Annotated in this window: 21 protein-coding genes; 3 read left to right on the top strand and 18 right to left on the bottom strand. The window is 34.8% G+C overall.

Features of this window, described 5'->3' with window-relative positions:
* Nucleotides 1-6 precede the first annotated feature (6 nt).
* Nucleotides 7-780 (bottom strand): Fe-S cluster assembly ATPase SufC, encoded by a 774-nt coding sequence (gene sufC, locus BMW29_RS01330; protein WP_092649479.1) that lies wholly within the window; start codon nt 778-780, stop codon nt 7-9.
* A gap of 243 nt (nt 781-1,023) precedes the next feature.
* Between sufC and BMW29_RS01325 the strand changes: the two genes are divergently transcribed.
* Both BMW29_RS01325 and BMW29_RS01320 read left to right on the top strand, forming a co-directional pair.
* The gene (locus BMW29_RS01325) at nt 1,024-1,746 is read left to right on the top strand and encodes a gamma-glutamyl-gamma-aminobutyrate hydrolase family protein (protein ID WP_092649477.1); all 723 of its coding nucleotides are present in this window, start codon (nt 1,024-1,026) and stop codon (nt 1,744-1,746) included.
* 424 nt (nt 1,747-2,170) lie between these two features.
* Nucleotides 2,171-5,209: a hypothetical protein gene (locus BMW29_RS01320; RefSeq protein WP_092649475.1), complete on the top strand. Its 3,039-nt coding sequence runs from the start codon at nt 2,171-2,173 to the stop codon at nt 5,207-5,209.
* Between the two features lie 69 nt (nt 5,210-5,278).
* On the opposite strand, the gene BMW29_RS01315 is transcribed toward BMW29_RS01320, so the two are convergent.
* The 12 genes from BMW29_RS01315 to BMW29_RS01260 form a co-directional block, all read right to left on the bottom strand.
* Complete coding sequence (locus tag BMW29_RS01315) at nt 5,279-5,986, bottom strand: ABC transporter permease (protein ID WP_092649473.1); 708 nt, start codon at nt 5,984-5,986, stop codon at nt 5,279-5,281.
* Nucleotides 5,986-6,837, bottom strand: coding sequence for an ABC transporter ATP-binding protein (locus tag BMW29_RS01310; RefSeq protein ID WP_092649471.1), 852 nt, complete (start codon nt 6,835-6,837; stop codon nt 5,986-5,988). Before BMW29_RS01310 ends, BMW29_RS01315 begins: the two co-directional genes overlap by 1 nt.
* A gap of 176 nt (nt 6,838-7,013) precedes the next feature.
* Complete coding sequence (locus BMW29_RS01305) at nt 7,014-8,003, bottom strand: LytTR family transcriptional regulator DNA-binding domain-containing protein (protein ID WP_092649469.1); 990 nt, start codon at nt 8,001-8,003, stop codon at nt 7,014-7,016.
* Between the two features lie 138 nt (nt 8,004-8,141).
* A complete protein-coding gene (locus BMW29_RS01300; RefSeq protein ID WP_177165631.1) occupies nt 8,142-10,046 on the bottom strand; it encodes a MucBP domain-containing protein in 1,905 nt (634 codons plus the stop codon).
* A gap of 372 nt (nt 10,047-10,418) precedes the next feature.
* On the bottom strand, nt 10,419-10,871 hold the full coding sequence (locus BMW29_RS01295; protein ID WP_092649465.1) for an RDD family protein: 453 nt from the start codon (nt 10,869-10,871) through the stop codon (nt 10,419-10,421).
* A gap of 16 nt (nt 10,872-10,887) precedes the next feature.
* Nucleotides 10,888-12,477, bottom strand: coding sequence for a PTS transporter subunit EIIC (locus tag BMW29_RS01290; RefSeq protein ID WP_092649463.1), 1,590 nt, complete (start codon nt 12,475-12,477; stop codon nt 10,888-10,890).
* Nucleotides 12,478-12,643: 166 nt separating this feature from the next.
* Nucleotides 12,644-13,087 (bottom strand): ribose 5-phosphate isomerase B, encoded by a 444-nt coding sequence (rpiB, locus tag BMW29_RS01285; RefSeq protein ID WP_092649461.1) that lies wholly within the window; start codon nt 13,085-13,087, stop codon nt 12,644-12,646.
* 1 nt (nt 13,088) lies between these two features.
* Entirely contained in the window at nt 13,089-13,742 is a 654-nt protein-coding gene (gene rpe / locus BMW29_RS01280; protein ID WP_092649459.1) for a ribulose-phosphate 3-epimerase, read from the bottom strand.
* Between the two features lie 172 nt (nt 13,743-13,914).
* Nucleotides 13,915-14,931, bottom strand: coding sequence for a LacI family DNA-binding transcriptional regulator (locus BMW29_RS01275; RefSeq protein ID WP_092649457.1), 1,017 nt, complete (start codon nt 14,929-14,931; stop codon nt 13,915-13,917).
* A gap of 175 nt (nt 14,932-15,106) precedes the next feature.
* Nucleotides 15,107-15,490, bottom strand: coding sequence for a glycine cleavage system protein GcvH (gcvH, locus tag BMW29_RS01270; RefSeq protein WP_092649455.1), 384 nt, complete (start codon nt 15,488-15,490; stop codon nt 15,107-15,109).
* 18 nt (nt 15,491-15,508) lie between these two features.
* Entirely contained in the window at nt 15,509-15,868 is a 360-nt protein-coding gene (locus BMW29_RS01265; RefSeq protein ID WP_092649453.1) for an arsenate reductase family protein, read from the bottom strand.
* A gap of 66 nt (nt 15,869-15,934) precedes the next feature.
* Nucleotides 15,935-17,116 carry an FtsW/RodA/SpoVE family cell cycle protein gene (locus BMW29_RS01260; protein WP_092649451.1) on the bottom strand — a complete coding sequence of 394 codons (1,182 nt, stop codon included), beginning with the start codon at nt 17,114-17,116 and terminating at the stop codon, nt 15,935-15,937.
* A 357-nt stretch (nt 17,117-17,473) separates the two neighbouring features.
* Between BMW29_RS01260 and BMW29_RS01255 the strand changes: the two genes are divergently transcribed.
* Nucleotides 17,474-18,007, top strand: a complete 534-nt coding sequence (locus BMW29_RS01255; protein WP_092649449.1) for an HTH-type transcriptional regulator Hpr — start codon at nt 17,474-17,476, stop codon at nt 18,005-18,007.
* Between the two features lie 57 nt (nt 18,008-18,064).
* On the opposite strand, the gene BMW29_RS01250 is transcribed toward BMW29_RS01255, so the two are convergent.
* The 5 genes from BMW29_RS01250 to nagA all read right to left on the bottom strand — a co-directional run bounded on the left by BMW29_RS01250 (nt 18,065) and on the right by nagA (nt 24,627).
* Nucleotides 18,065-20,644, bottom strand: coding sequence for an ABC transporter permease (locus BMW29_RS01250; RefSeq protein WP_092649447.1), 2,580 nt, complete (start codon nt 20,642-20,644; stop codon nt 18,065-18,067).
* A complete protein-coding gene (locus BMW29_RS01245) occupies nt 20,644-21,324 on the bottom strand; it encodes an ABC transporter ATP-binding protein (protein ID WP_092649445.1) in 681 nt (226 codons plus the stop codon). Before BMW29_RS01245 ends, BMW29_RS01250 begins: the two co-directional genes overlap by 1 nt.
* Before the next feature lie 76 nt (nt 21,325-21,400).
* Nucleotides 21,401-22,408, bottom strand: a complete 1,008-nt coding sequence (locus BMW29_RS01240; protein WP_092649443.1) for a sensor histidine kinase — start codon at nt 22,406-22,408, stop codon at nt 21,401-21,403.
* Nucleotides 22,395-23,084, bottom strand: coding sequence for a response regulator transcription factor (locus BMW29_RS01235; RefSeq protein ID WP_092649441.1), 690 nt, complete (start codon nt 23,082-23,084; stop codon nt 22,395-22,397). Before BMW29_RS01235 ends, BMW29_RS01240 begins: the two co-directional genes overlap by 14 nt.
* Nucleotides 23,085-23,481: 397 nt before the next feature.
* Nucleotides 23,482-24,627: an N-acetylglucosamine-6-phosphate deacetylase gene (gene nagA, locus BMW29_RS01230; RefSeq protein WP_092649439.1), complete on the bottom strand. Its 1,146-nt coding sequence runs from the start codon at nt 24,625-24,627 to the stop codon at nt 23,482-23,484.
* Nucleotides 24,628-24,682 lie beyond the last annotated feature (55 nt).

The following is a 24,682-nucleotide window of genomic DNA, read 5'->3' as shown; positions in this document are numbered from 1 at the left end:
TCCTCCTTACGCTTCGTCTATTTCAATATCTAAACCTAGTTCATCGCGAATACCAGTGTAGCCTTCTGCTTCTAAGCGTTTTGCAAGCTCTGCGCCACCTGTTTTGACAACGCGACCATCCATCATGACATGCACGATATCTGGTGTAATGTAGTTTAATAGGCGTTGGTAGTGAGTGATAATCAATGAACCAAAGTTCTCGCCACGCATAGCATTGACACCTTTTGAAACGACTTTAAGGGCATCAATATCAAGGCCTGAGTCAATCTCATCTAAAATTGCAAAGGTTGGCTCAATCATTAATAGTTGTAGGATTTCATTGCGTTTTTTCTCTCCACCAGAGAAGCCTTCATTTAAATAACGTTCAGCCATTTCTTCTGGCATATTTAATAAGTCCATTTTGCTATCTAATTTTTTAATGAAGTTCATGACAGACATTTTATTGTCATCATCTAAACGCGCGTTAATGGCAGCACGCATAAATTCAGCATTGGTAATTCCTGCAATTTCACTTGGGTATTGCATCGCTAAGAAAAGACCAGCACGCGCGCGTTCGTCTACTTCCATCTCTAATACATTTTCCCCATCTAAAAGGATTTCCCCTTCAGTGACTTCATAGCTAGGGTGTCCCATAATTGCTGCTGATAAAGTTGATTTACCAGTTCCATTAGGTCCCATAATGGCATGAATTTCACCAGTTTTCATCGTAAGGTTCACACCTTTTAAAATTTGTTTATCTTCAATTGAAACATGTAAATTCTTGATTTCCAATACTGACATGCTATTCCCTCCATTTTTTGTTGCAATCTATTTTTACTTATTTTTCACTTACCGACTGAAAACCCGATTGCCATTTCAACAAAAACCTTGATAACAAAGGATTTTCTTTATGTAAATCGTAATCGAGAATCATTATCATTTAAACATACATTGGCCTCTTTATCAAGTGCTTTACCCCAATCTTTAAAGTTGGACGAAGGAAAAAATATCCTGTAAAATGCTCTTCAAAGGGAGTGATCTGCATTGAAAATTAAAATTGGGATTACGGGGAATATCTTAACCGATAGTATCCCGACTTTTCATGGTCAAAAAATAAGTTATACACCCCATCAATTTGTCTTAGATTTACAAGAGATTGAGCATGTTTTACCCATTGTGATTCCTGTTTCAAAGCCACAAGCTGTGAAGCATTATGTTGAACTGATTGATGCTTTATTAGTGACAGGTGGACAAGATATTAGTCCTGCTTTATATGGAGAAAAACCAGATGAAAAATTGGGGAAAGTCAGCTTAGAACGTGATTTATCTGAGCAAGCTTTAATTGAAGAAGCGTTAAAACAAGGTAAACCTATTTTAGCGGTTTGTCGTGGGATGCAATTGTTAAATGTTGTTGCTGGAGGAACACTCTATCAAGATTTAAGCCAGCATCAACCCCATACTGTCATTCATGAACCAAAAGATGATGTGGACATTCCAACCCATCCAGTTAGTATTGCTCCAGATAGTGCGCTTGCAGAAATTTTAGGAACAAAGCATGTGGTGAATTCTTTGCATCATCAAGGAATTAAAACCTTAGCCCCAAATTTTAGACCGGTTGCTTGGGCGGAAGATGAGTTGATTGAAGCTTATGAAAGCATGGAACAGCCTAATATTATTGCGGTGCAATGGCATCCAGAATTGGCTTGGCAGGATGATGTGATGATGAAAGCTATTTTTCAGGGCTTTGTGAATTTGGTAAAAAAATAATATCAATCTGATGCGTAACCATTCTGAGTTATTCATCAGATTTTATCGTTTATTTTTAATCTTTTATTTTTCAATCCCTAACCCAGGTTTGTTATTAGGGTATTCCAAAAAAGTAAAAAAACGTTTATAAAAGATTCATTATACTTTTCCTTTATACAATAGACCCAAAAACTTGTTATCATACGATTTATAAAGCAATTGACATGCTAATTTATTTCATTATAATGTAGTTTGCAAGTAACATGTGTTACTTGCAACAGCAAATATCTATACTTTAAATATGTAAATCAAAAAAACTTTAAACTTCAAAATATTGCTTTGGCAATGCTTTGAAGTTTTTTTGATTTTCTCCTTTGTAAAGTGCAATAAACACATGTTTTTTTCAATATGATTCAGAGAAAAAAGCCTTAAAAGGAGGACGAAAATGGAAAAGCAATTCAAACGATTATTAGGTGTTCTTTTACTCATACTCACAATGTTTGTACTTGGAAAAGAAAATATACTAGCCAAGCCCAACCCAAATGATGGCTCACCAAAGATTAATATAGATGAACACCTAACTACCAGTAATAAAAATCTAGAAATTCCTTTTGATTCAAATCAAATCTATGAACCTACACTATCGAGCTCTCATCCAGATTTTGTACAAACAAATACTAAGCTACTTAACTTGACTAAAAAAAATAAAATCTTTGCATCAAGCTCTATCATTAACGATGATGGAAGTGGTTATACAAAAACAAGTGACGACCATATCATTTATCTACGAGGTTTTTCAAATTGGGGCACAGGAATGCCAGCAGAAATTTCTTTTTTTAAAGCTGAGAAAGTAGATGTAAATGGAAATATTGTAAAATCAATATTCGTTGGTGAAAATATCCCACAATGGAAAAATAGTACAACTGATGGTTCCTATGCTTCAGGTGGTGCTTTATATCAACTGGGTGACATTTACTTTATACCCTATGTACCAATCTCCGGTGAAAGAAAATATATCAAAATCGATAAAGACTTAAATATTTTAGAAAGAGGAGTATTTAATGAGAATAAATTTAAACTAGATGGACAACATCGTAATCGCTCATCCCTTGATTATTTAGCACAATACTGGGATTTAACTTATCTCGATCGAATAAGTAGTCAACAAAATAAACTTTATGCTTTTAAAACAGACACCAATTCTGCTGCAACATATATAGAACGAAAAGAGTTTGATTTTTTATCTTACGAAAGTGTTGTTCCCATAAAACCAAATGATTGGTGGTTAGGAATGCAATCAGGAACTTTTAAAAATAAACAAAATGGGTATATTGGCATTGTTGGCTACTCCTCTCATGTCTCTAATAAAAAGATCCATCAAGTAATTACTCGATGGGATACGACTGGAAAAATAGAAGGTCAACCTTATATCTCATCAGGAGAAATTGTGGTACAAGCTGCTATTTCTGATAAAGACAATTATTATTTTATGGAATATGTTTCTGATCAAGTTTATTTAAAGAAAATAGATACTCTTACTGGTGTCGTTTCAACTATCAAGACTTATCCAAAAGGGACTAATATTAATTTTTCAAAATCAATTAGCGGCTATTCTATTTATGGCTATGTTTCAGATTTTTCTGGTGTGTTTAGTGGTTATGAAAATACTCCAGGTGTCGTTATTGGCTTAACGGATACCAATTTTAATTTAACCACTCTATCTACTGTTAGTACAAATGTACCAATCGTGATCAATGGCTTAATTCCAATAACTCAGACAGACTACTTTTTAGCAGGAGCATTTGACAATCATGAAACACTACTAGTAGACGAAATCAAACAAATTAAAACAGACAATTCAATTGGAGCAGGTTGGTCTGTAAAACAAAAAAATCCAGCACCAAACCAAAACGACCTCCCTATTTCCAAAAACTTTCTTTATGGTATTTTAAAAGTAACAGATGACTACGCACCTGCTATTCAAGCACCTGGAAGTATTGATATCAACATTGATGATGTCGATATTCTCTCTCAAAATAAAACAGCCATTTCTAATTGGCTCATTACTGGAACTAAAAATGGAAAATTAACAGATACAAGTGCGATTAAAGTCTATGATCGTTTTGATTTGGAAAGTAGTTTGTCTTTATATGACCAAGACTGGTTAAATAATAGAATTAATTACAATTACAAATCTGGTTTAACACCTGCTATACAAAATATCGATTGGCCAGCTTTAGGATTTGATCCAACTAAAAGAGGTCCGCAATTAGTCACTTATTTTGTTACAGATAGCCAAGGTCAACTGTCTAGCACTTCAAGATGGATAAATAAACTTGATAATGAGACAACTTCCCAAGAAAATACTGCCTTAGCTGCCTCAAATTTTGCGATTCATGTAAATAACTTAAATCAATTAGATGAAGATAAAGCAAAAAAACTTGCAAAAATGCTTGCTTGGGATAAAGTAACTGGAGATGAGCTAGATAGTGGAAAAAATATAAAAAATATCGTTTCAGTTGATAAAGACCAGCTAAAAGCAATCACGGATGCTAAAGTAGCTTATCATGCTTTAGAAAATATCACTCCCAAAGAAAAAGCAAAGCTAGTCAAACCTTATCCTCTAACATTTAGCTATTCCAATGATTTAACACGTGTGATTACAGTTTTTATTACAGATGATACAACTATGATAGATAATCATGTGGTTATCTATGGCTTTGACTTTGAAGAGTCCATCAAAAAAGTCAAAAAGATTACTAGTTCAGAAGTTATTGCCGCTTCACAAGCAACTGTTTGGAACTTTAAAATGGATTGGGAAAAAGATCATAATGCCTTACCACTAGCTCATTTAACAGTTGATTTAAATCATGTTGATCCAGCAAATACCAACTTAACTGGATTGAATAAAGTAGAAGCAGTCGGTTCTTACAAAGTAAAATTCGATTATGATAACGGCAGTGGGATAACCGCCACAAATCATCTACCTACCGCACATATTAGTGGAAATATCGCTAAGCTTCATGTCAGACAAGTAGTTCTAGATGGAAAAGATGAATTAGTTATTCCAAATCAAGGCTATCTAACATGGAAAAATATAGATGCAGCAGCTCTAATGAGCCTTTCTCAAGAAATAAATACAAGTCATCCTCTCCTAACTAGGGACAGTGATCAAACCTTTGAAGCGCTTAAGTTAGAGCTGACTTTTGATCATTGGTTGTATATGATTCAACCAACCATTCCTGAATATTATCAATACGAGGGATATATTGCAAAAACAGATAAAGCCATTAGTGGGACTGCTACAGAACATCATGAAGCAGATAAAATAGTCCCAACTGCTACACAAAACAGACCCATCTTGAACTTTACTACAAATGAAGAATATTGGGTAACCATCTATTTAAAACCTATTTCCAATGCAACGATTCGTCCTTATAGCTGGGACTATCAATTAAAAGATTTTGGAGGAATAACGCCTTAAGATTAAGAATACAAAAAAAGAGTCTAGTCCAAATTGAAATTTACTAAAAATTTGGACTAGGCTCTTTTTTTAATCAAATTTATTTTTACGATAGAAAATCATGAAAACAATTCCTAACACAATTGAAGTTACAATAGTTACAAGAAAGAATTGAACAGTAAAAGGCTGTTCTCCTAACATGAGCTTATTTAGAAAATTCATTAATTGACCGGTAAATAAGTAATCATTTATTTTACCAAGTGTACTGTTTAATGAACTAAGCATCGGAACGAGCATCAATGGTAACCCAAATGGGATTGTCAAAAGTCCTGTACTCATTTGATTTTTACAAATGATACCAATCACTGCACCATAGATTAAAGAAGGTATCAGAGAAAATACAACACCCACTAAATAATAGAAGATATTGATGAATGTAGCATTGACTGTAACTAATATAAACAAACAACCCAAGATATTGACTAATCCTGTTGCAAGTAAACTACCTAATAAGTAGTCAACGGGTTTGACACCACTTGTCATCAAAACTCTTAATGTATGCTTTTCTTTTTCCTCAGCTAACGGATACGCCATCATCATGGGTCCCACCATTGCAACACAGAATAACACGCCAAATCCAATGAAATAAGCAGGGGGCATTTCATGACTTGCTTCTTCTGGCATTAAACTTTTCATCCCTACTGGATATAAAACAGAGAAAAGTAACATCACTAGTAGTTGTTTGTTCGTTAACATATTTTTTAATTGTTTTTTAAATAGTATATAGATTGTTTTCATTATTTATTTCCTCCTGTCACTTGTAAAAAGACATTTTCTAAGGTTGGTTCTGAGGAGTGAACTGAAAGTAGTTCTCCAGTACGAATCCATTCGGTAATTTGACGTCCACTTTCTTCATTATATGGAAGCTTTAGTTCTCTATTATGATTTAATATGACATGAAATTCGTGGGCATCATTGTATTTTAATCTCAAATCCATCGGAGTTCCATATTCCATGATTTTACCCTGATCTAATAACGCAATATGATCACAAAGCTTTGTTGCTTCCTCCATATTATGTGTGCTCATAAAAATTGTTGTTTCTTTTTCTTTTAATTCTAAAATAAGTGCATGTATTTCTTGCATAGTAACTGGGTCTAAGCCACTAGTTGGCTCATCTAAAAATAAAATTTCTGGTTGATGTAACATCGCTCTTGCTAAAATAAGGCGTTGCTTCATTCCTTTAGATAATTTCCCAGCTAAAGTTTTTTGATCTTTTGCTAATCCAACACGTTCTAAGATTTCTTCAATTCGTTCTTTCTTGACATCTAATAGCTCTGCAAATAGCTTTAGGTTATCATAGCTATTCATCTTTTCATACAACCCACTATTATCTGTAACGATTCCTACTTTACGGTAAACCTCTTGTTTCATTTCACTTGCTGGCTTCCCAAATATTTCTACACTTCCACTTGTTGGTTTCAATTGTCCAGTTAACAATTTAATAGTCGTTGTTTTCCCTGCTCCAGATGGGCCAAGTAAACCAAAGATTTCACCTTTTTTAACGGATATTGAAATATCTTTTAATGCTGATTTTTTGCCAAATGTTTGAACTACATTTGTTAATGCTAGTCTGACTTCTTTGCTCATCATATGCCACTCCTCTGTCTGTTATTTCCCAGGGAATATTGCTCGCTCCTGGCTTACCTCTATCATGCCAGAAACCCCTGCCCCTGTGACAAATTATCAGCGAATGGTGCAAATAATCAATTGAATGGTGCATAAAAAAAGATAAATGAAGCACTCATTTATCTTTTGCTATGTACTTAAAAATCTAATATCTGTTTCATCTCATCTAACCGTGTTCTAGACAACGGAATCATGGTTTTTTCGGTATCTGCTAAAACCAAAGTATAGCTATTTCGAGAGAAGCTCATAATCTCTCTTACTTTTTGTAAGTTAACTAAATAAGAACGATGACATCGAAAGAAGCCAAAATTCTTTAGCTTATCATCTAGCTCACTAATTTTAAGAGGAGAAGGATACGCAACACCCGCTACATAAACCTGACTGGTACCACTCATACTTTCAATATAAGCAATCTCATTAGGATTAAACAATAAAATCTTATCTTCTATTTTACATGAAATTTTTAAGACACTCTGCTTCTCATCAAGCTCAGTAACCACTGTATTTGTTTGAGGATTAGCTTCTTCTATTTCTAACACACGCAGACCTTCATCATCATAGACATATAAATGCTCTGTGATAAGCGCCAGTTCTTCTAAATAGCTTGAAGTAAGCAATAAACTCATCCCTTTTGCTAGTAGCTTTTGAAAAGCCCTTAATAAAATTTCCGTTTCACTACTCGTTAAATCATGCAATGGATTCTCGATTAATAAGATATCTGGTTGAAATAGTAACATTCTAGCCAAAGCCAAACGATTTTTTTGCCCAACACTCAAAGAATGAATTGGCTGCTCTAGTAAATCATTTAACGCAAAATCTTCTTGAATCGTTGCGCTATCAGAATTAACTGCGGATAAAACTGCAAACATTTGTAAGTAACTGCCGACTGTCATTTTTTCATAAAAGCCATCATCTTTCCGCTTAGATAGAACCGAGCAAGAATGGAAAACGACACCACCACTAGAAGGCTTGGTTTTTTGCTCAATAATATCAAACAGCGTACTGCTTGTTATCGCTTGACACTTAATGCCCAAACATTTTCCTGCTTCGATGTTCAGTTGCACATTATTTAACAGCACTTGCTGCTTATCATATTTAGAAACCTTTTTTAATTCGATTAATGCCAATTATTTTCACACCCTTTTATATGTATACTATCTTTTTATCATAGCATAACCAGTCTATCAACGCATTAAAAAGTCTAAAAAAAAGCCATAAAAACAGACGCAGCATCGTCTATTTTTATGGCTTTATCCCCTCAATCATTAAGATTTTTTGGGAAATTTTTTGCTAATCAAAAGCGTACTTCCTAGACATAACATCACAAGCGTTACCCAAATTGGTAGCTCGGCCTGCTCGCCTGTATAAGGTAATACTGGTTGTTCTCCTTTAGGCTGGCTTTCATTTTGTTCTGCTACATAATCGCTGCCAAGGGAACCCGTTAACGTCATCGTATCACTAATGTCCTTACTAGCAGTATCTTGATAGTGAACCGTTTCAACATCTGCTTTAACAGGATTTTTTTCATAAACAAAAATAATTTCTTGTGCTAACTCAGTAAATGGTCCAGTTTGATGACCTATCACTTCTTTGAATGTATAGCCTAACACTTCTTTTTGTTCTGCTACATAATTACTGCCAAGGAGACCGGTTAATGTAATGACATCATTGATTTCATTACCATCAGTATCCTGATAGCGAACGGTTACATCAGCTGCTTTGATAGGATTCTTTTCATAAACAAAAATAATTTCTTGTGCTAACTCAGTAAATGGTCCAGTTTGATGACCTATCACTTCTTTGAATGTATAGCCTGACACTTCTTTTTGTTCTGCTACATAATCATTGCCAAGGAAGCCCTTCAAAGTAATCACATCACTAATTTCATTACCATCAGTATCCTGATAGCGAACGGTTACATCAGCTGCTTTGACAGGATTTTTTTCATAAATAAAAGTAATTTTCTGTTCTTCTTCTGTCACAATTCCAGTTGCATTAGTTGGTATTTCTTTTACTGTATAACCATCAATCTCTTTAGGAGTAAAATGATAAGGTTCACCTACAACTAGCTCTACCGTTTCGCTCGGTGCAATCTCAAGACCTTGCTCATCTCGATAAGAGAACGTAAACGAACCCATTTTAGGTGCATCCCCTTGATAGTAAATGGTTGAAATGCCCTGTCCCTGACGGATTGCTTCAATATCAATCACATCTACTTGAATAACAGTGCCAACAAAATTAGCTGCTAGATTCTGTGCTAAATGTTGAGGCGCAGTAACAATTGTTGGTATCGTAACCTCTGTCGCACCTAAAACAGAAAAGCGCGCAATTTCTTCAGCACCTCCTGTGTTCGTTTGCAGTAAAGTGCGTGCAGCAGTAATGGCTGTTATTAGCTGTGTTTTAGCGGGATCAAGCACTGTATTGATGTTTTTTGCTACTATGTTTCCTAGCATGTTTGTGCCTTTTGCATGTAATCTTTCCGTGCACTCAGCTATATCTAGTAGAATAGCATCAAGTCGTTCCCTCATAACACTATTTAAGCTCTCATGAAGGTCTACTTGAATAAATGAACCATCAGCGGAAAGTATCGGCATCGTACTAAATATGAGTTGATTAAATAATAGGTCATGATTTAATTGGTCTATTTTTTGTTGGATTTCAATTGCATCAAATTGAATATAGGTTAGAGAACCTAAACTACCTGCAGCAATACTCGAGATGAGTTGTATTAATTGATCAGACGCCAGTATCGTCTCTTCCAATAATGCAACATCAACAACTTGCAAACTAGCATTTGTCTTAATTTGTGCTGGTTCATCTGGCAATACTTGATTGGTTAATTCAGGTGGAATCGCTAAAACAGCAGACTTCGTTTTACCTGTTATAATTGGTGTGCCATTCAATGGATCACCTGATAGATTAAAATCAACCTTTTGCGAAGAACCATCAGCTGACCAGCTATCTTCAATTGTTGTCCCACTGTTATTTGAACTTTTCATATTAGATAAAATTTCATAATCTAATGCCGCAGCAGAAATATGTACACCACCTAAGATAAAAAAGGATACCAATGTCATGATTGGCGTAAGAACCAAATGACTGATTAGCACCAGTAACAATACGCGATTTCTTCTTTTTAATTTCAGCTTACTTTTCTTCTTTTTTTTCATTATAACTCCTTCACATTTTCCATAAAATTTGTTTATCATAAATCTCATACGATTTCATTAAAATTAAATAGATGGCTATTATCTTATTGCTAAAAATGAATATTTACTCCTGAAAAAAAGTTTACTCCTAAGCAAAAAAAGCAACACAACCTACTTTTTATTATATACGAATACTATAAGTAGTTCAATATTTTTTTGAAAAACAATTCCTAACCTCTACTCTAAACATGAAATGAACAAATAAAAAAAGACCCACCCTCTCTGTTTCAGCTAATGCTGAAAAAACATTCCTTATATGAAACATAAAAAAGCCATGAAGTAACATCTAAGAATGTTACTTCATGGCTCACTATATATTTCTCTATCGTAGGACTATTTCTCTTCCACCTTTGTTTGCAGCAATAAATCATGTGCACCTTGAAAGACAAAAGTTTTCGTTCGAACAATTGAAAGAAGCTGATACACAACTGTAAAAGGTAGAAAGAAGACAATAAAGGTTACTTTAAAGCCAAATTCCCGTACAAAGGTCTTAAAATACCCCATTGGACTTTGATCCACATTTGTTGCTTTAATTCCTACAACAGCTTTGCCAATCGTTTGACCTTGCGTTTTCACTGGGATATATGAAAACAAGAAAAATATCATTAAAACTGCTGATATTCCCATTAAATGTCCTTGACTATAAGTAGCAGGATCACTATAAAAGACACCTGCTGCTAAACGATAAATGAACAGACTACTTCCAAAAATAGCCAAATCAATTGCATAAGCAATCCCTCGTTTTAATAATAATGGGAAATTGTTTTTTTCTACCAATACATTCATGTTGTATCATCCTTTCTTAATGATGAGATAAATAATCCTCTAAATTAGATTTAACAATGGTTACTTGTGGACCATAGATCACTTGTACACCATTTCCTTTTCGAATAATCCCTTTAGCGCCACTTTGTGTTAAATGTGCCTCTACAACAGCTTCACTATCTTTAACGGTAATACGCAATCTCGTTGCACAACAGTCAACATCCTCAATATTATCTTTACCACCTAAACCTTCAACGATTAACGCTGAAACATTTGAAGTATCAGCTTTTTCATTTTTAACAGCCTCTACGTCTTTTCTTGTATAAAGTTTAGTTTCTTCAGTTGCATCTTCTCTACCCGGCGTTTTATAGTTAAATTTCAAAATTAATGTTTTAAATGTAAAGTAGTAAATTGGGAACATTGGAATCCCAATTAAGATCGCATTAACCCAACTTGTTTTATCATTACCTTGCATTACACCAAACAGAACAAAGTCAATTAAGCTACCTGAGAACGTTTGTCCCACACCAACATTGAAAATATGACAGAACATAAATGATAGACCAGCAAAAATACAATGAATCACATAAAGTAATGGTGCAGCAAATAGGAATGAGAACTCAATTGGTTCTGTAATCCCTGTTAAAACAGCAGTTAATGTAGCAGAAATCAATAACCCTGAAACTAATTTTTTGTTGCTTGGTTTTGCAGTATGATACAACGCTAACGCTGCACCTGGAATTCCAAATAAGTAGAATGGGAATTTCCCTGCCATAAAGCGTGTCGCTTCCACTGAGAAGTGTGTTGTATTTGGACTTGCCAACTCTGCAAAAAAGATATTCTGTGCGCCGACAATTGTTTGACCATCAATTAAAGCAGTGCCTCCAACAGCCGTTTGCCAGAATGGCATATAGAACACATGATGCAAACCAAATGGAATCAACGCGCGTTCGGTTACACCATAAATAAATGTGCCAAAGTACCCAGTACTATTGACTAAGTTTCCAACCATCATAATGCCATCTTGAATAGCAGGCCAAACAAAGAATAAAATAATCCCTACACCCACATAAGTTAAAGCTGAAATAATGGGTACAAATCTAGTTCCTCCAAAGAAAGACAGAACGGTTGGTAATTCAATTTTATAAAATTTATTATGAAGTGCTGAAACACCTAGCCCAACAATTACCCCACCAAAAACACCCATTTGTAAGGTTTCAATCCCTACAGCTGAACCAACAGCACCATCAGGTAATGCGCCTGGCTCTAATAAACCATTTAAATTTAGTAATGCATTAATGGTTGCATGCATCACAAAGAATGCCACTGCTCCAGCAATTCCGGCTACTTCTTTTTCCTTTTTCGCCATCCCTACTGCAACACCAATTGCAAATAAAATCGGTAAGTTTGCAAAGACAATATCCCCTGCACTCTTCATAACCGTTAATAAAGCATGTAAAATACTACCATCACCTAAAACACCTTGTAAGCCATAAGTTTCAATCGTTGTTTGATTGGTAAAAGATGCGCCAATCCCCAACATTAAACCTGCTACAGGAAGTAAAGCGATTGGTAACATAAACGAACGTCCCACTCTTTGTAATACACCAAATAATTTATCCTTCATCATTTTTCTCCTTATTTTTAAGTTTTTATTTGTGTTCTAACATAAATAAAGCGCTAACATAAAATGCAAGTTGAATGACTGAAATGAATGAATACGCTATTGGTACTGAAAATGAAACGCTCTTATACTTATTATACGCAATTTCATTTCAGTATCATTCATTTTTTTAACAATTTGTTTCGATATCGCTAATCATTTCAACTCTAGTACCATGGCGACCACCTTCAAAAGTTGCGTCTAACCATTCCTTCACAATCATCTTAGCAAGTTCACTCCCAATTACTCTTGAGCCAAAAGCTAAAATATTGGTATTGTTATGTTCCTTAGAAAGCTTTGCAGAATAAGGCTCACTACAAACAACTGCACGAATTCCTTTAACTTTATTTGCAGAAATAGAAATGCCGACACCTGTGCCACAAATCAAAATACCTGCATCAAAGTTTCCACTGGCAACCTCTTCGGCTACTTTTTTTCCATATTTTGGATAATCCGTTCTATCTGATGAAAAAGGGCCAAAATCTTCAACTGTGTGTCCTAATTCTTGGATATAATCAATAATTATTGGTTTTAACTCAATTCCTACATGATCACTGCCAATCGCTAATTTCATCTTAAAGCGCTCCTTTTAATTCAGGTATAATTTCTTGATAACTCTTTTCTTTCCCAAATAATGCCGATGTTCCTAAAACAAATCCTTTAACACCAATTTTGCTTAGTCGTTCAATGACTGCTGGAGAAATCGCTCCATCAACCATCACTTCATAATGATAATCTTTTTGTAACTGAACCAATTTTTCAATCTTAGGCTCTACATAGGCTAAATACGGTTGTCCTGCAAACCCAGGATTCACAGTCATGACCATGATATAATCCACTAACGGTAACAGCTCACTAATCGTTTCAATCGCAGTTCCTGGATTAATGGCAATCCCTGCTTTTTTCCCTTTGCTTCTGATTTTATCTAAGGTTCTTGCAGGATGAAGATCTGTTTCTGGATGAAAATAAATAATATCAGCACCCATATCTGCAAATTTTTCTACATATTCTGCTGGATTTTGGATCATTAAGTGAACATCTACTAATTTGTTTGTTGCTTTTCTGATAAACTCAAAGTCCTGCAAACCCATTCCAAAATTTGGGACATATACACCATCCATAAAATCAATGTGAAAAATGTCTGTACCTGCTTCGTCTAACGCTTTCACCTCCTCTTTTAATGAACTAAAATCCGCACACATCATTGATGGACAAATCAGTCTTTCCATATTCCATCCTCCAAGCTATTTATTTAATTAACTTTTACCCTTTTATTGAGTAATCGTTTACTCAAATGGTAAAAAAATAATTACATTGATTATAAAACCTTTTTATTCAACATACATCTACTCAAATTTGAGTAATCGTTTACTCAAAGAGTAAAGAAAAGCATTGCTTTTCTTAAGTTGATGCACGACTCACTAATGTAACCGGAATGACTTGATGTTTTTTCATGTCTTTTCTTGTTCCATCAATTAAAGCGAGTAAATTCTCACAAGCCTGCTCTGCAATCAACATATTATCTTGTCTAATGGTTGTTAAACAAGGATAACAATATTTTGAAATTGGATCATTATCAAATCCAACCACCTTAATGTCCTCAGGAACTTTCTTTCCTAAGTCCAATATCGCATGAATTGCACCTATTGCCAGACGGTCATTTAAAGCAAAGACACCATCAAACTGATACCCTTCAGAAATTTTCTGTAACAAGGCAGCTTTTGCAGCTTCCGTTCTTGACATCTTCTCTTCAACCGTTACATGAATGACATTTTCTTCTTTGAAAGGAATCTGATATTTTTTTAAAGCATTTTGATACCCCAATAGTCTTTCTTTAGAAGAAGATAAAAAATCTCGGTGGATAATAATGGCAATATTATGACAGCCTTTAGAAATTAACTCCTCAGTGGCTAAGAAACCACCTTGATAATGATCAGATTCAATCAAAATCGTTGATTTAGTATCTTTTGGCTTTCTATCAATACAAATCAAAGGTGTTTTTTTATTGATGGCTGTCGAACCAAATTCTTTTACACCGGAAATGACAATTAAACCATCAATCATTTTACCCTCTAACATGCGAAGATAAGCTTCTTCTTTTTCTTCATTGCGATCTGTATTACAAATAATGGTTGAATAGCCTTTTTTAAATAAAATGCTTTCAATTTCTTGAACAACATTTGCAAAAAACGAATTGCTAATATCTGGAACAAGAATGCCAATCGTATTTGATTTTTTCATACGCAAGCTTTTCGCAATATTATTCGTTTCATAATGTGTATCCTTAATCACTTGTAACACTTTTTTTCTGGTTTCTTCAGAGAAGCGCCCATTATTATTAATCACTCTTGAAACAGTGGCAACTGAAACACCACTTAGTTCAGCAATCTCCTTAATTGATACTTTTCTTTGATTCATCTCTGCTCCCCCTGATGCACATCCGCTTATCTGAGTAAACGTTTACTCTACACCTACAATTTATCATTGATTTTTTATACTGTCAATCACTATTTTTATTCTTTTAGCTTCCCAAAACAGCTTGCTACTCATAAAAAAAGTGATGAACCTCAACGAGATTCATCACTTGCTATGCTTACTCTGCAGCTAAAAATGCTTCATATTCTGCTGCATCCATTAAAGCTAAATATTCTTTTTTAGGAACATCTGTTAATGTCACAAGCCATGTTTTTTTCACATCTGCTTCATTTAATAATTCTGGTGCGTCAGATAAGGCTTCATGGACCGCTTCAATTTTACCACTGATTGGTAAAGAAAGCTCTGTTACAGCTTTTGCTGCTTCCACACTCATAAAAGAATCATCTGCTACAACGGTTTCACCGACTTCAGGTAAATCAATAAAGGTAATGTCTCCTAGCTCTTCCTGTAAAAAAGGTGTAAAACCAACAGTATAGCTTTCTCCTACTTTTTCAACCCAACGATGTGTGCGACTAAATTTACAATTTTCAGGAAATATCATGATTTAACCCCCATTATTTTATGCTTGCCATGTTTTTTCAAATTCAGCTTCTTTAAAACCTAAAGTTAAGCTTTTTCCATCAGTTAAAATAGGTCGTTTGATTAACATCCCATCTGTTGCCAGCAACTCACTTGCTGCCTGAATCGTCATATCTTGAACTTTATCTTTTAAGCCCTGCTCACGGTAACGAATACCACTTGTATTAAAGAAACGACGAATTGGTAATGCTGGATATTTTTCCATCCATTGTGCTAATTCTTTCGCTGTTGGTGGCGTTTGGATCATATCAATCACTTCATATTTTATCTGATGCTCATCCATCCAAGCCTTCGCTTTTTTACAGGTTGAACACTTTGGATACCAATAAAATTTAATCATTTTCTTTGCCTCTTTTCTTTCCATTATCTTTCATTTATTGTGCAAGAAAAGGAAAAAGATTGCAAGTTATTTCCTTTTAAAATCACGCTCTTGCTCAGAAAACATATAACTCTTATGGTGATACCGCATGGACATGACCATCCCAATAGCGATCATATTCCCCAATAGCGAGGAACCTCCATAGCTGACAAATGGTAATGGAATTCCTGTAATAGGTAGCAAACCAATTGTCATCCCAACATTTTCCAACACATGGAATAAAACCATCATAATCACACCTGTACAAATATACGCATAAAACTCATTTTTACTATCGAAACACACACGAATTAATTGATAAATTAATAAGAAAAATAAGAATAAAACAACACAGCCACCAATAAAACCAAAGCTTTCACCAATTGACGAAAAAATAAAATCGGTATGGCGTTCAGGTACATGCACTTCGCTGACCATATAATGCTTACCAGATATTTTTCCAGAACCAATTGCTTTCATACTTTGAACCAATTGATAGCCTTTTGAACTGGTATCAGAATACGGTCTTAACCAAGAATCAATCCGGTCAAATTGATAATTCTTAAAGCCAAGCTTGATTAAAAAGTTCCTATTATATAACACAAAGTAAAAGGCTGTTCCAAGCACACCTGCAACAGAACCAAAAGCTGGCACTAAAATTTTCCAAGTAATCCCAGACATCAAAACCATCCCAATCGCAATTGCCAAGAATACCAAGACCGTTCCTAAGTCGCCTTGTAATTGAATCAAAAGCATTGGCACAAACATCACACCTGCCATTTTAGCTAGTAAAATAAAATCACTTTTCACATTGCGCATACGATTCTGACTATTATGCTTTGTAATAACCCTTGCTAGCATCAATATTAACGCCGATTTCATGACCTCCGAGGGCTGAAAACTAACAGAGCCAAATCTAAACCAGCTCTTCCCACCACTTGCAGCATAGGTCGCACGATCATAAAAAATTAACACCAATATTAGCAAAATAATCCCCAATAAATAGGCATAGGGTGCAATTTTCCAAAGCTGCTCTGAATCGAATTGCATAATCACTATAATGGCTATCGCCCCAACGATATAAAAAGCTAATTGCATCAAGGTAAGCCTCAATTTGTTACTAGGTGCAGCAGCATAAATCGAGGTCAAACTAACGATGCATAACATAATCAGAGATAAAATAATCCCATAATCTATTTTTGAGTCTTGACTTGATTCATTTGAACTCATTTATCTATCTCCTTCTATCATAAAATATCTATTTTAATTCATCTACTCTATTATATATGACTTACTGAATTAAAAAAAGGAAATGCTGTTTTTCTTACGAAATTTTTATAAGTTCAAAATTATTATATACAAAAAACGATTACTTGTTCATTATTATAAAAAGATAAAATCTATTCAAACAATAGCACCTGGTATTATTCAAACGAAATTCTTATTCTACTTGACTTAACATTACCTTTCAAAAAAGATTTTAAATAAGTTCTCAAAGGACTTTCTTTTTTTATTCTTTTCTGATACAATATCTACATAACTTAAGGGGATAATAATATTGATTGATGGGGAAGGAATGGTTGAAAAATGAATGAACTAGAACAAAATAGTTATGCAGAAAATGTGCGTTTTCGTCATCGTACATATCAAATCAGCAAAGCGTTATGGAAAATGGTGGAGAAGGATTGGAGCACTTGGGTAGAAAGTGCAGGATTAACCATCAATGAACACCATATTTTACTATCTGCTTATCTTCATGGCAAAATGAAGCTAACAGATCTATCTATTTACGGTATGATGCATGTCTCAACTGCAGTTAACTATTCACGTAAGCTAGAGCTTGCTGGCTTCATTCATTTTGAAAAAGATACACATGATAAACGTGTTAATTATATTGAAATTACTGAAGCAGGAAAAAAAATTGTTGAAGAATTAGAAGATAAATGGCAAGCTGAAGAAAGTTTAATTGTTAAAAGCGCGATGCCTATTGAACAATTATTTGGCAACAAACCTCGTTTTATGGAAGCAACTGGTGTTGTCCGTTCTTATTATGGTGAAGAATTTATGAGCCATATTGAAACACCTTGCGATGCCTTAATTCGAACAGATAAAAAAGACTAATCAAAAGAGCCTGAACATGAGATTAAAACTCATATTCAAGCTCTTTTTTATCTACCACTAAAGCATTTCATTTTTCATCGCTTCAACAATTGAAGCCATCTTCATTTTTTTAGTGGAATAATACATCAGACCTGAAGTTAATACAAAAACGGTTAGGATCACACCAGCAATACTTCCCCATGGAATATAAAAACCACCATTAAATTGAGGCATCATGACCTGATAAAGTAGATACATGATTAAAAAGCTGATGGGCAAACCATAAAGTAAGGCTTTCAAGCCATAAAAAAGACTTTCAAAACGAATCATTTTATTAAAACCTTGTGGCGTTAAGCCTACAGATTTTAGCATCGCAAATTCTTGTTTACGTAACTGAATGTTTGTTGTTAAAGTATTAAAAACACTCACAAGCCCAATTAAAGTCATCAGTCCAATAAAGCTGTAAATGAAAAAGGCGATTAAGAAATGAATGGCTTCTTCTTTTTGTTTTGATGCTTTAATATTATAAACATGACCATTAGCATCTGGATAATCTAACATGATGTCGTTTATTTTTTCTTCTACAAAAGATGCATCTTCCGTTTGAATATAGATATTAGAAAAGCCAGCATACATTCCTTCTGCTTCTTGTTTCTTTCTTATTTTTTCCATTGTTGGTTTTGAAACAACAATGGTTAATTCAGGAAATTCTTGGATATAAGACATAAAAGGGAGTTGATAATCTGAAACTTGACTTAATGTTATGCTATCACTGACTTTTTCTTGCTCTGCGCCCTGATCATATGAATAAAGCAAGACTTCATCCTCTGCTTTTAAATTTGAAATATTTAACACTTCATAGCTTGCCTCATGATGGTATGAAACACGATTAAAAAGAATACCACCCATTTCTTGACTTTCAAAAGCTGCTTGATCGATATGAGCTGCTTGATAAATTTCTTCCATTGTTTGATCATCAACACTCATTAGATTTACGCCAACCTGATAGGATCCATTACCATCTGAATAATGCGTACTTATTTTAGGATTTAATGCTTCTTTTGTTAACTTTGTTGTGACAACATAAGAATCAACTTGTGTAACTTTGTCTATTCGATCAATCTGTTCATAGCTCTTTATATCTGGTTCAATAGTATCTGTCGTCGTTTGATCATTAAAAAACATGACTGCTATATCTGCCTTTGTATTCTCATAAGACATATCAAAGGAGCTAGATAAAACATGTGTAAAGGTGACTGTACTTAAAAATAACACAATGCTCAGGATCATCGAAAATAGTGTGGCTAAATAACGCTGTCGATTTCTTTTGATATTCTTTAATCCTAGTTCTGCTTCAAAACCAAATACTTTTCTAACCCATTTAGAAGTTCGAACAGACTTGTTTTTAACAGGTAAGTATTTTGTTTGACGAATCCCATCAATTGGTGAAATTCTCGATGCTTTCAGCGCTGGCATCCAAGTAGACAGTAAAATAATCAAACTTGAAAAAATCACAACGCCTATTAAAGCTAGTGGCGAGAGGACAACATGGATATCTTCTGTACTATCAAATATATTTTTTATCAAGGGACTCACTACCTGTAAAGAAAGAGCAATTCCAACAATTCCCATCATTAATCCAATAGGGATTGCGATACTCCCAACAATTAGTCCTTCAAAGAAAACCGAATTACGTTTCTGCCGTTTGGTAGCGCCAATACTAGCCAACATGCCCAAATGTCGGCTTCTTTCACCTAAAGAAATCATAAAGGCATTATAAATCAGTACAACTGAACCAATTAAAATAATCAAACCAACAATAACCATTAAGGTTAGCAATGTCACCTGTACTTCCTTATTATCTGTGACACCATAAAACCTTAGTAATTCTTGATTATAGGTTACCTCACTACTATCAATCGCTTCACTCAGTAGTCGGCTATCTTGATACAGCGAACGGTTAATTTTTTTTAATTCAACTTTAACATTTACCTGTTTATTTTCAGTCAACGGGCCAATGACTGAATAAGCCATATCAGCAGCAGACGACTGGGAAATGCGCTCAGTATTAATAAAGCCAGTTATTGTATAAGTTTTAACTTCATCTTGAATAAAGGTTTCTTCTTTTTCTTGATAAGGTTCATATAGATCATTCGCTAATTCTTCTCCATTATTCTCATCTGCTATTGAAACTCTTTTTCCCATTGCAAGCGTCAGTTGATCGCCAATTGCCACTCCTTTTAGTTGGTCTGAAACAACCATTTCTTGTGGCGTTTGTGGTAATTCCCCTGAGGTCAAGGTAAAGGGTAAATCGTTAAAACTTTCTTGATTGACTGCTGTAAGATACAGATAAGGACGGACCTGCTCTTTTTGATTCACTAATTTTGCAAAGCCAAGCTCATTTTCAATAATCAAATGAGCGGTGTTATGATCTTGCTCAATGATTGGGATATTTTTAACAGGAACCTGCTGATACGCAACTTGCCAATCCCCTGTATAATTCCGTGTATTTTTTTGAAACATCTCCACCATTGAAATAGCTAATGTGATAGTTGCTGTAGTCATCGCAACCGAAATAATGACACCAATCATTGTAATAAGAGTTCTTCTTTTATTTTTTTTCAGATGCTTAACTGTCAGCTTATTTACAATATTCATCAGCGAATCCTCTCATCCTTCATAATCCGACCATCTTCAATTGTAATCACTCGATCTGCTTGTAACGCCAGGTGCTCATCATGGGTAATCATCAATAATGTTTGGTTATGATTTTCATTAAACATTTTCAACAGTGTCAAAATTTCTTCACTATTCTGACGGTCTAAATTACCGGTTGGTTCATCTGCTAAGACAATTGCTGGTTGACTCATTAAAGCTCTCCCAATAGAAACACGCTGTTGCTGTCCACCAGATAATTGATTAGGAAGACTGGTTGGTTTTGTCTCAAGTCCTAAAGCATGAAGCATATCCGTCACATGCTTTTGATGGATTTTTTTACCATCTAATAATAAAGGCAAAGTCATATTTTCTTCTACATTTAAAATAGGAATTAAATTATAAAATTGATAAATCAGACCAATTTGTCTGCGTCTAAAAATAGCTAGTTGGCTTTCGTTTAAATCATAAATATCTGTATTGTCTATCCAGACTTTACCGCTACTTGGTTGATCTACACCACCTAAAAGATGAAGTAAAGTTGATTTCCCAGATCCAGAAGGTCCTACAATTGCAACAAATTCACCCTTATCAACAGAAAAAGAGACATTATCAAGAGCACAAACTTGAGTATCTCCTTTGCCATATATCTTGGTTAAATTCTTAACCTCTAAAATTTTCATTCACTTTCCCTCCTTGTACTGCTTGTCCTTATTTTATTAAATGGAAATGACTTTTAAATGACCTTTTGCTAACAATTTAGTCACTTACATGAGGGAGATAAAATTTAATGAGAAAAGTTGTTCCTTTTCCAATTTCACTTGTGACTTCAATGGTTGCCTGTTGATGCTGTAGAATACTTTTAGACATCGCTAAACCAATCCCTACACTATCAGGCTTTGCATTTTCTCCACGATAAAACCTTTCAAACAAATGTGGGATATCATTTGCTGGAATGCCCTCTCCATCATCTGCTATAATCAGCTCAATATGTAGCGGATTTTTAGTACATTGAATGCTCACATGTCCCTTTTGTGAGACATGTTCAATCGCATTCTTAAGCACATTCACTAAGGCTTCAACAGTCCAATGCTTGTCTCCATGCCAAAAAATTGTGTCATCTCCTGTAAACTGAATCGCAACTTCCTTCATATCAATTGGCACCAACAATGGGTTTAAGGCTTGCTCAATTAAGTCTTTCATTAGAATCGGTTCTTTTTTAAAGACAACTGCTTTTGCATCAATTTTCGACATTTTTAATAATGAACCAACTAACCATTCAATTCTTTCTAGCTGTTGTCTAATATGCTCAATAAACTCTACTCTTTTGGCTACTGGTAGCTGAGGATCTGACAGTAAATCAGTCATCATAAACATCGCGGTTAAAGGCGTCTTTAATTGATGGGAAATATCAGATAAGGTATCTGCTAAATAAATTTTATCCTTTTGTAATAACTCCGTTTTTTCTCTTAACATCAGCGTGATTTTATAAATATCATTTTTAAGTAGACTTAATTCTCCCTCTTGATTGTCACTAATATCTAAAGCTGATTTTCCAGCAAACATATCCATTAAATGTAAACTGAGTTGATTGATTTTGCGATAACGTTGCTTTGTTTCCATATAATATAAGCCAATGAGCACCCCTTCTGCACAAAAAGTATACAGTGCTGCTTGGGGACTGATTGAATAAATCAAGTAGGTACTGATTCCAACTACCACTAGACTCATCAGCAACCAACGTTTTACTTCTTTATTTTTGAGCATTTTTTTCCTCCATTCGGTAGCCAATCCCTCTTACCGTTTGAATATAAGGCGCTTCACCTGGCGTATCCAATTTCTCTCTTAAGCGTTTAATATAAACCGTCAGCGTATTATCATTCACAAAATTTCCGCCTACATCCCAAATCCCCTCTAACAATTGATCACGTGTTAATATTTGATTTAAATGATTGGAAAAAACTAATAATAAGCGATATTCCAATGCTGTTAAAGGAATTTCAAGGCCTGCTTTAAGCACTCTTGCTTGTTTGGTTTGAATTTCAAGATCACCAATAACATGCACCCCATCCTGTTGCTCTTCTTTCATATAACGACGTAAAACAGATTTGATTCTGCTTAATAACTCACGAATTCTAAAGGGTTTAGTAATATAATCATCTGCCCCCATATCCAAGCCCATCACCACATTAACTTCATCATCACAAGCTGTTAAAAAAATAACAGGCGTATCTTGCTTCTTTTTAATCTCTTGGCAAATTTCATAGCCTGTACCATCTGGCAGTGTCACATCGAGTAATAATAAATCAAATGTGGTTTCAGTTAAAGCTTGTAATGCTTTTTGTTTATTTGGACAAATAACTAGCTCATAACCTTCCTGTGTTAAGGAATATTCTAATCCTGCTATAATCGCCTGGTCATCTTCTACCAGTAATATTTTCATCTTGTTCACCTCTCATTTATTATATACAAAAAAAGCCCCCTCCACATGACTTTTTTGTCAGAAAGGGACATGATTAAAAAAAGCAAAAAAAAATAGCTTTACGCTATTATCAACTTGCGGTATCCAGATGTAGGTTTGGCTCAATGATGTTCAATACGATGGGTGAGTCTAGAGCCAAACCTTCTATGATGTGATTACGCTAGATTTTTGTTTCATGATGTCTGATCGCTATGTATAACCGTGAAACAAATCGTTTTCTAAGATGTACCGTTAGTATAACATCATTGTTGGCTATTTTTTCAAAATGTGTAATATATTCACACTTTTATTTTCTATATCAGAAAAAAGCTATTGTATTGGGCTTTAGCAATACAATAGCTTGATTCAAAATGAGCCATTATTTTTCAAATCGACATTTTCCATCTAAAAAAGTTGCTTGTAGGGTCATATCTGAATTTAATACAATAAAATCAGCAGCACGACCTGGGCTAATTTCCCCACAGCTATCTGCAATTTTACAACTTAGTGCTGGAACTGAGGTAGCCATTTGAATCGCTTCTGCAGGTGTTGCAATGCCCCAATCCACTACATTTTTAATCGCTTCTTTTAATTTTAAAACACTACCAGCTAAGCTCCCACTATGAAGTTTAGCCATACCATCTTTCACAATCACAGGAAATTCACCTAGTGTATAATCGCCATCTGGCATACTTCCTGCACGCATACAATCAGTAATTAAAGCCGTATGATCTCTACCACGTACATCCATTAAAATTTCTGCAGCTACAGGATGGACATGATGCCCATCACAAATTAATTCCGCAAAGACAGCAGGTAACGACATTGCAGCCCCAACCATACCAGGCTCACGATGATTTAGTGGGCTCATACCATTATAAGTATGCACAAAGACACTAGCCCCTGCATCTACAGCTGCTTTGGCTTGATCATAAGTAGCATCACTATGACCTAATGCCACAACAATTCCAGCTTCCGTTGCTTTTTTTACAAAGGCAGGAACACCTGCGCGCTCCGGTGCTAAAGCAATTTTTTTAATCAATCCATTTGATAATTTTTGCCAATTTTCTAACGTTTGAATTTCAGGATCAGAGAAATAAGCCGTATTTTGTGCCCCTTTATGCTTTTCTGTAAAGAATGGTCCTTCTAAATAGATACCAGCAATTTTTGCACCTTCTACTTTGGTTTGATTCGCTCCAATCATTTCTACCACTTGATTTAACTCTTCTGTTGAAGCTGTCAAAGTTGTTGGTAAGAAACTCGTGACACCACAGGCTAGCAATCCTTTTGAAATTTCATTTAACCCTTCAAAATCGCCATCCATCACATCATGATTGACTAAGCCATGAATATGGGTATCTACTAAGCCTGGCGCAATCCATTGCTCACCGTATTCGATTATCTCTCCTTCAGTTGGTTTCTCTACTTGATAGGCACCAAATTGACCATCTGTAATGTCTAAATAACCTGCTTCTTTGACTTCATTTGCTAGGAAAAATTTTTGACCATGAAGATATGTTTTCATGTTCTTTGCCTCCTTTATGATAGTAGTATCTTATCAAAACAAATAAAAAAGGGCA

The sequence above is a fragment of the Isobaculum melis genome (genome assembly GCF_900111355.1).
GTDB lineage: Bacteria > Bacillota > Bacilli > Lactobacillales > Carnobacteriaceae > Isobaculum > Isobaculum melis.
Note: the sequence above shows the minus strand (reverse complement) of the source record. Positions and strands in the feature narration are given on the sequence as shown.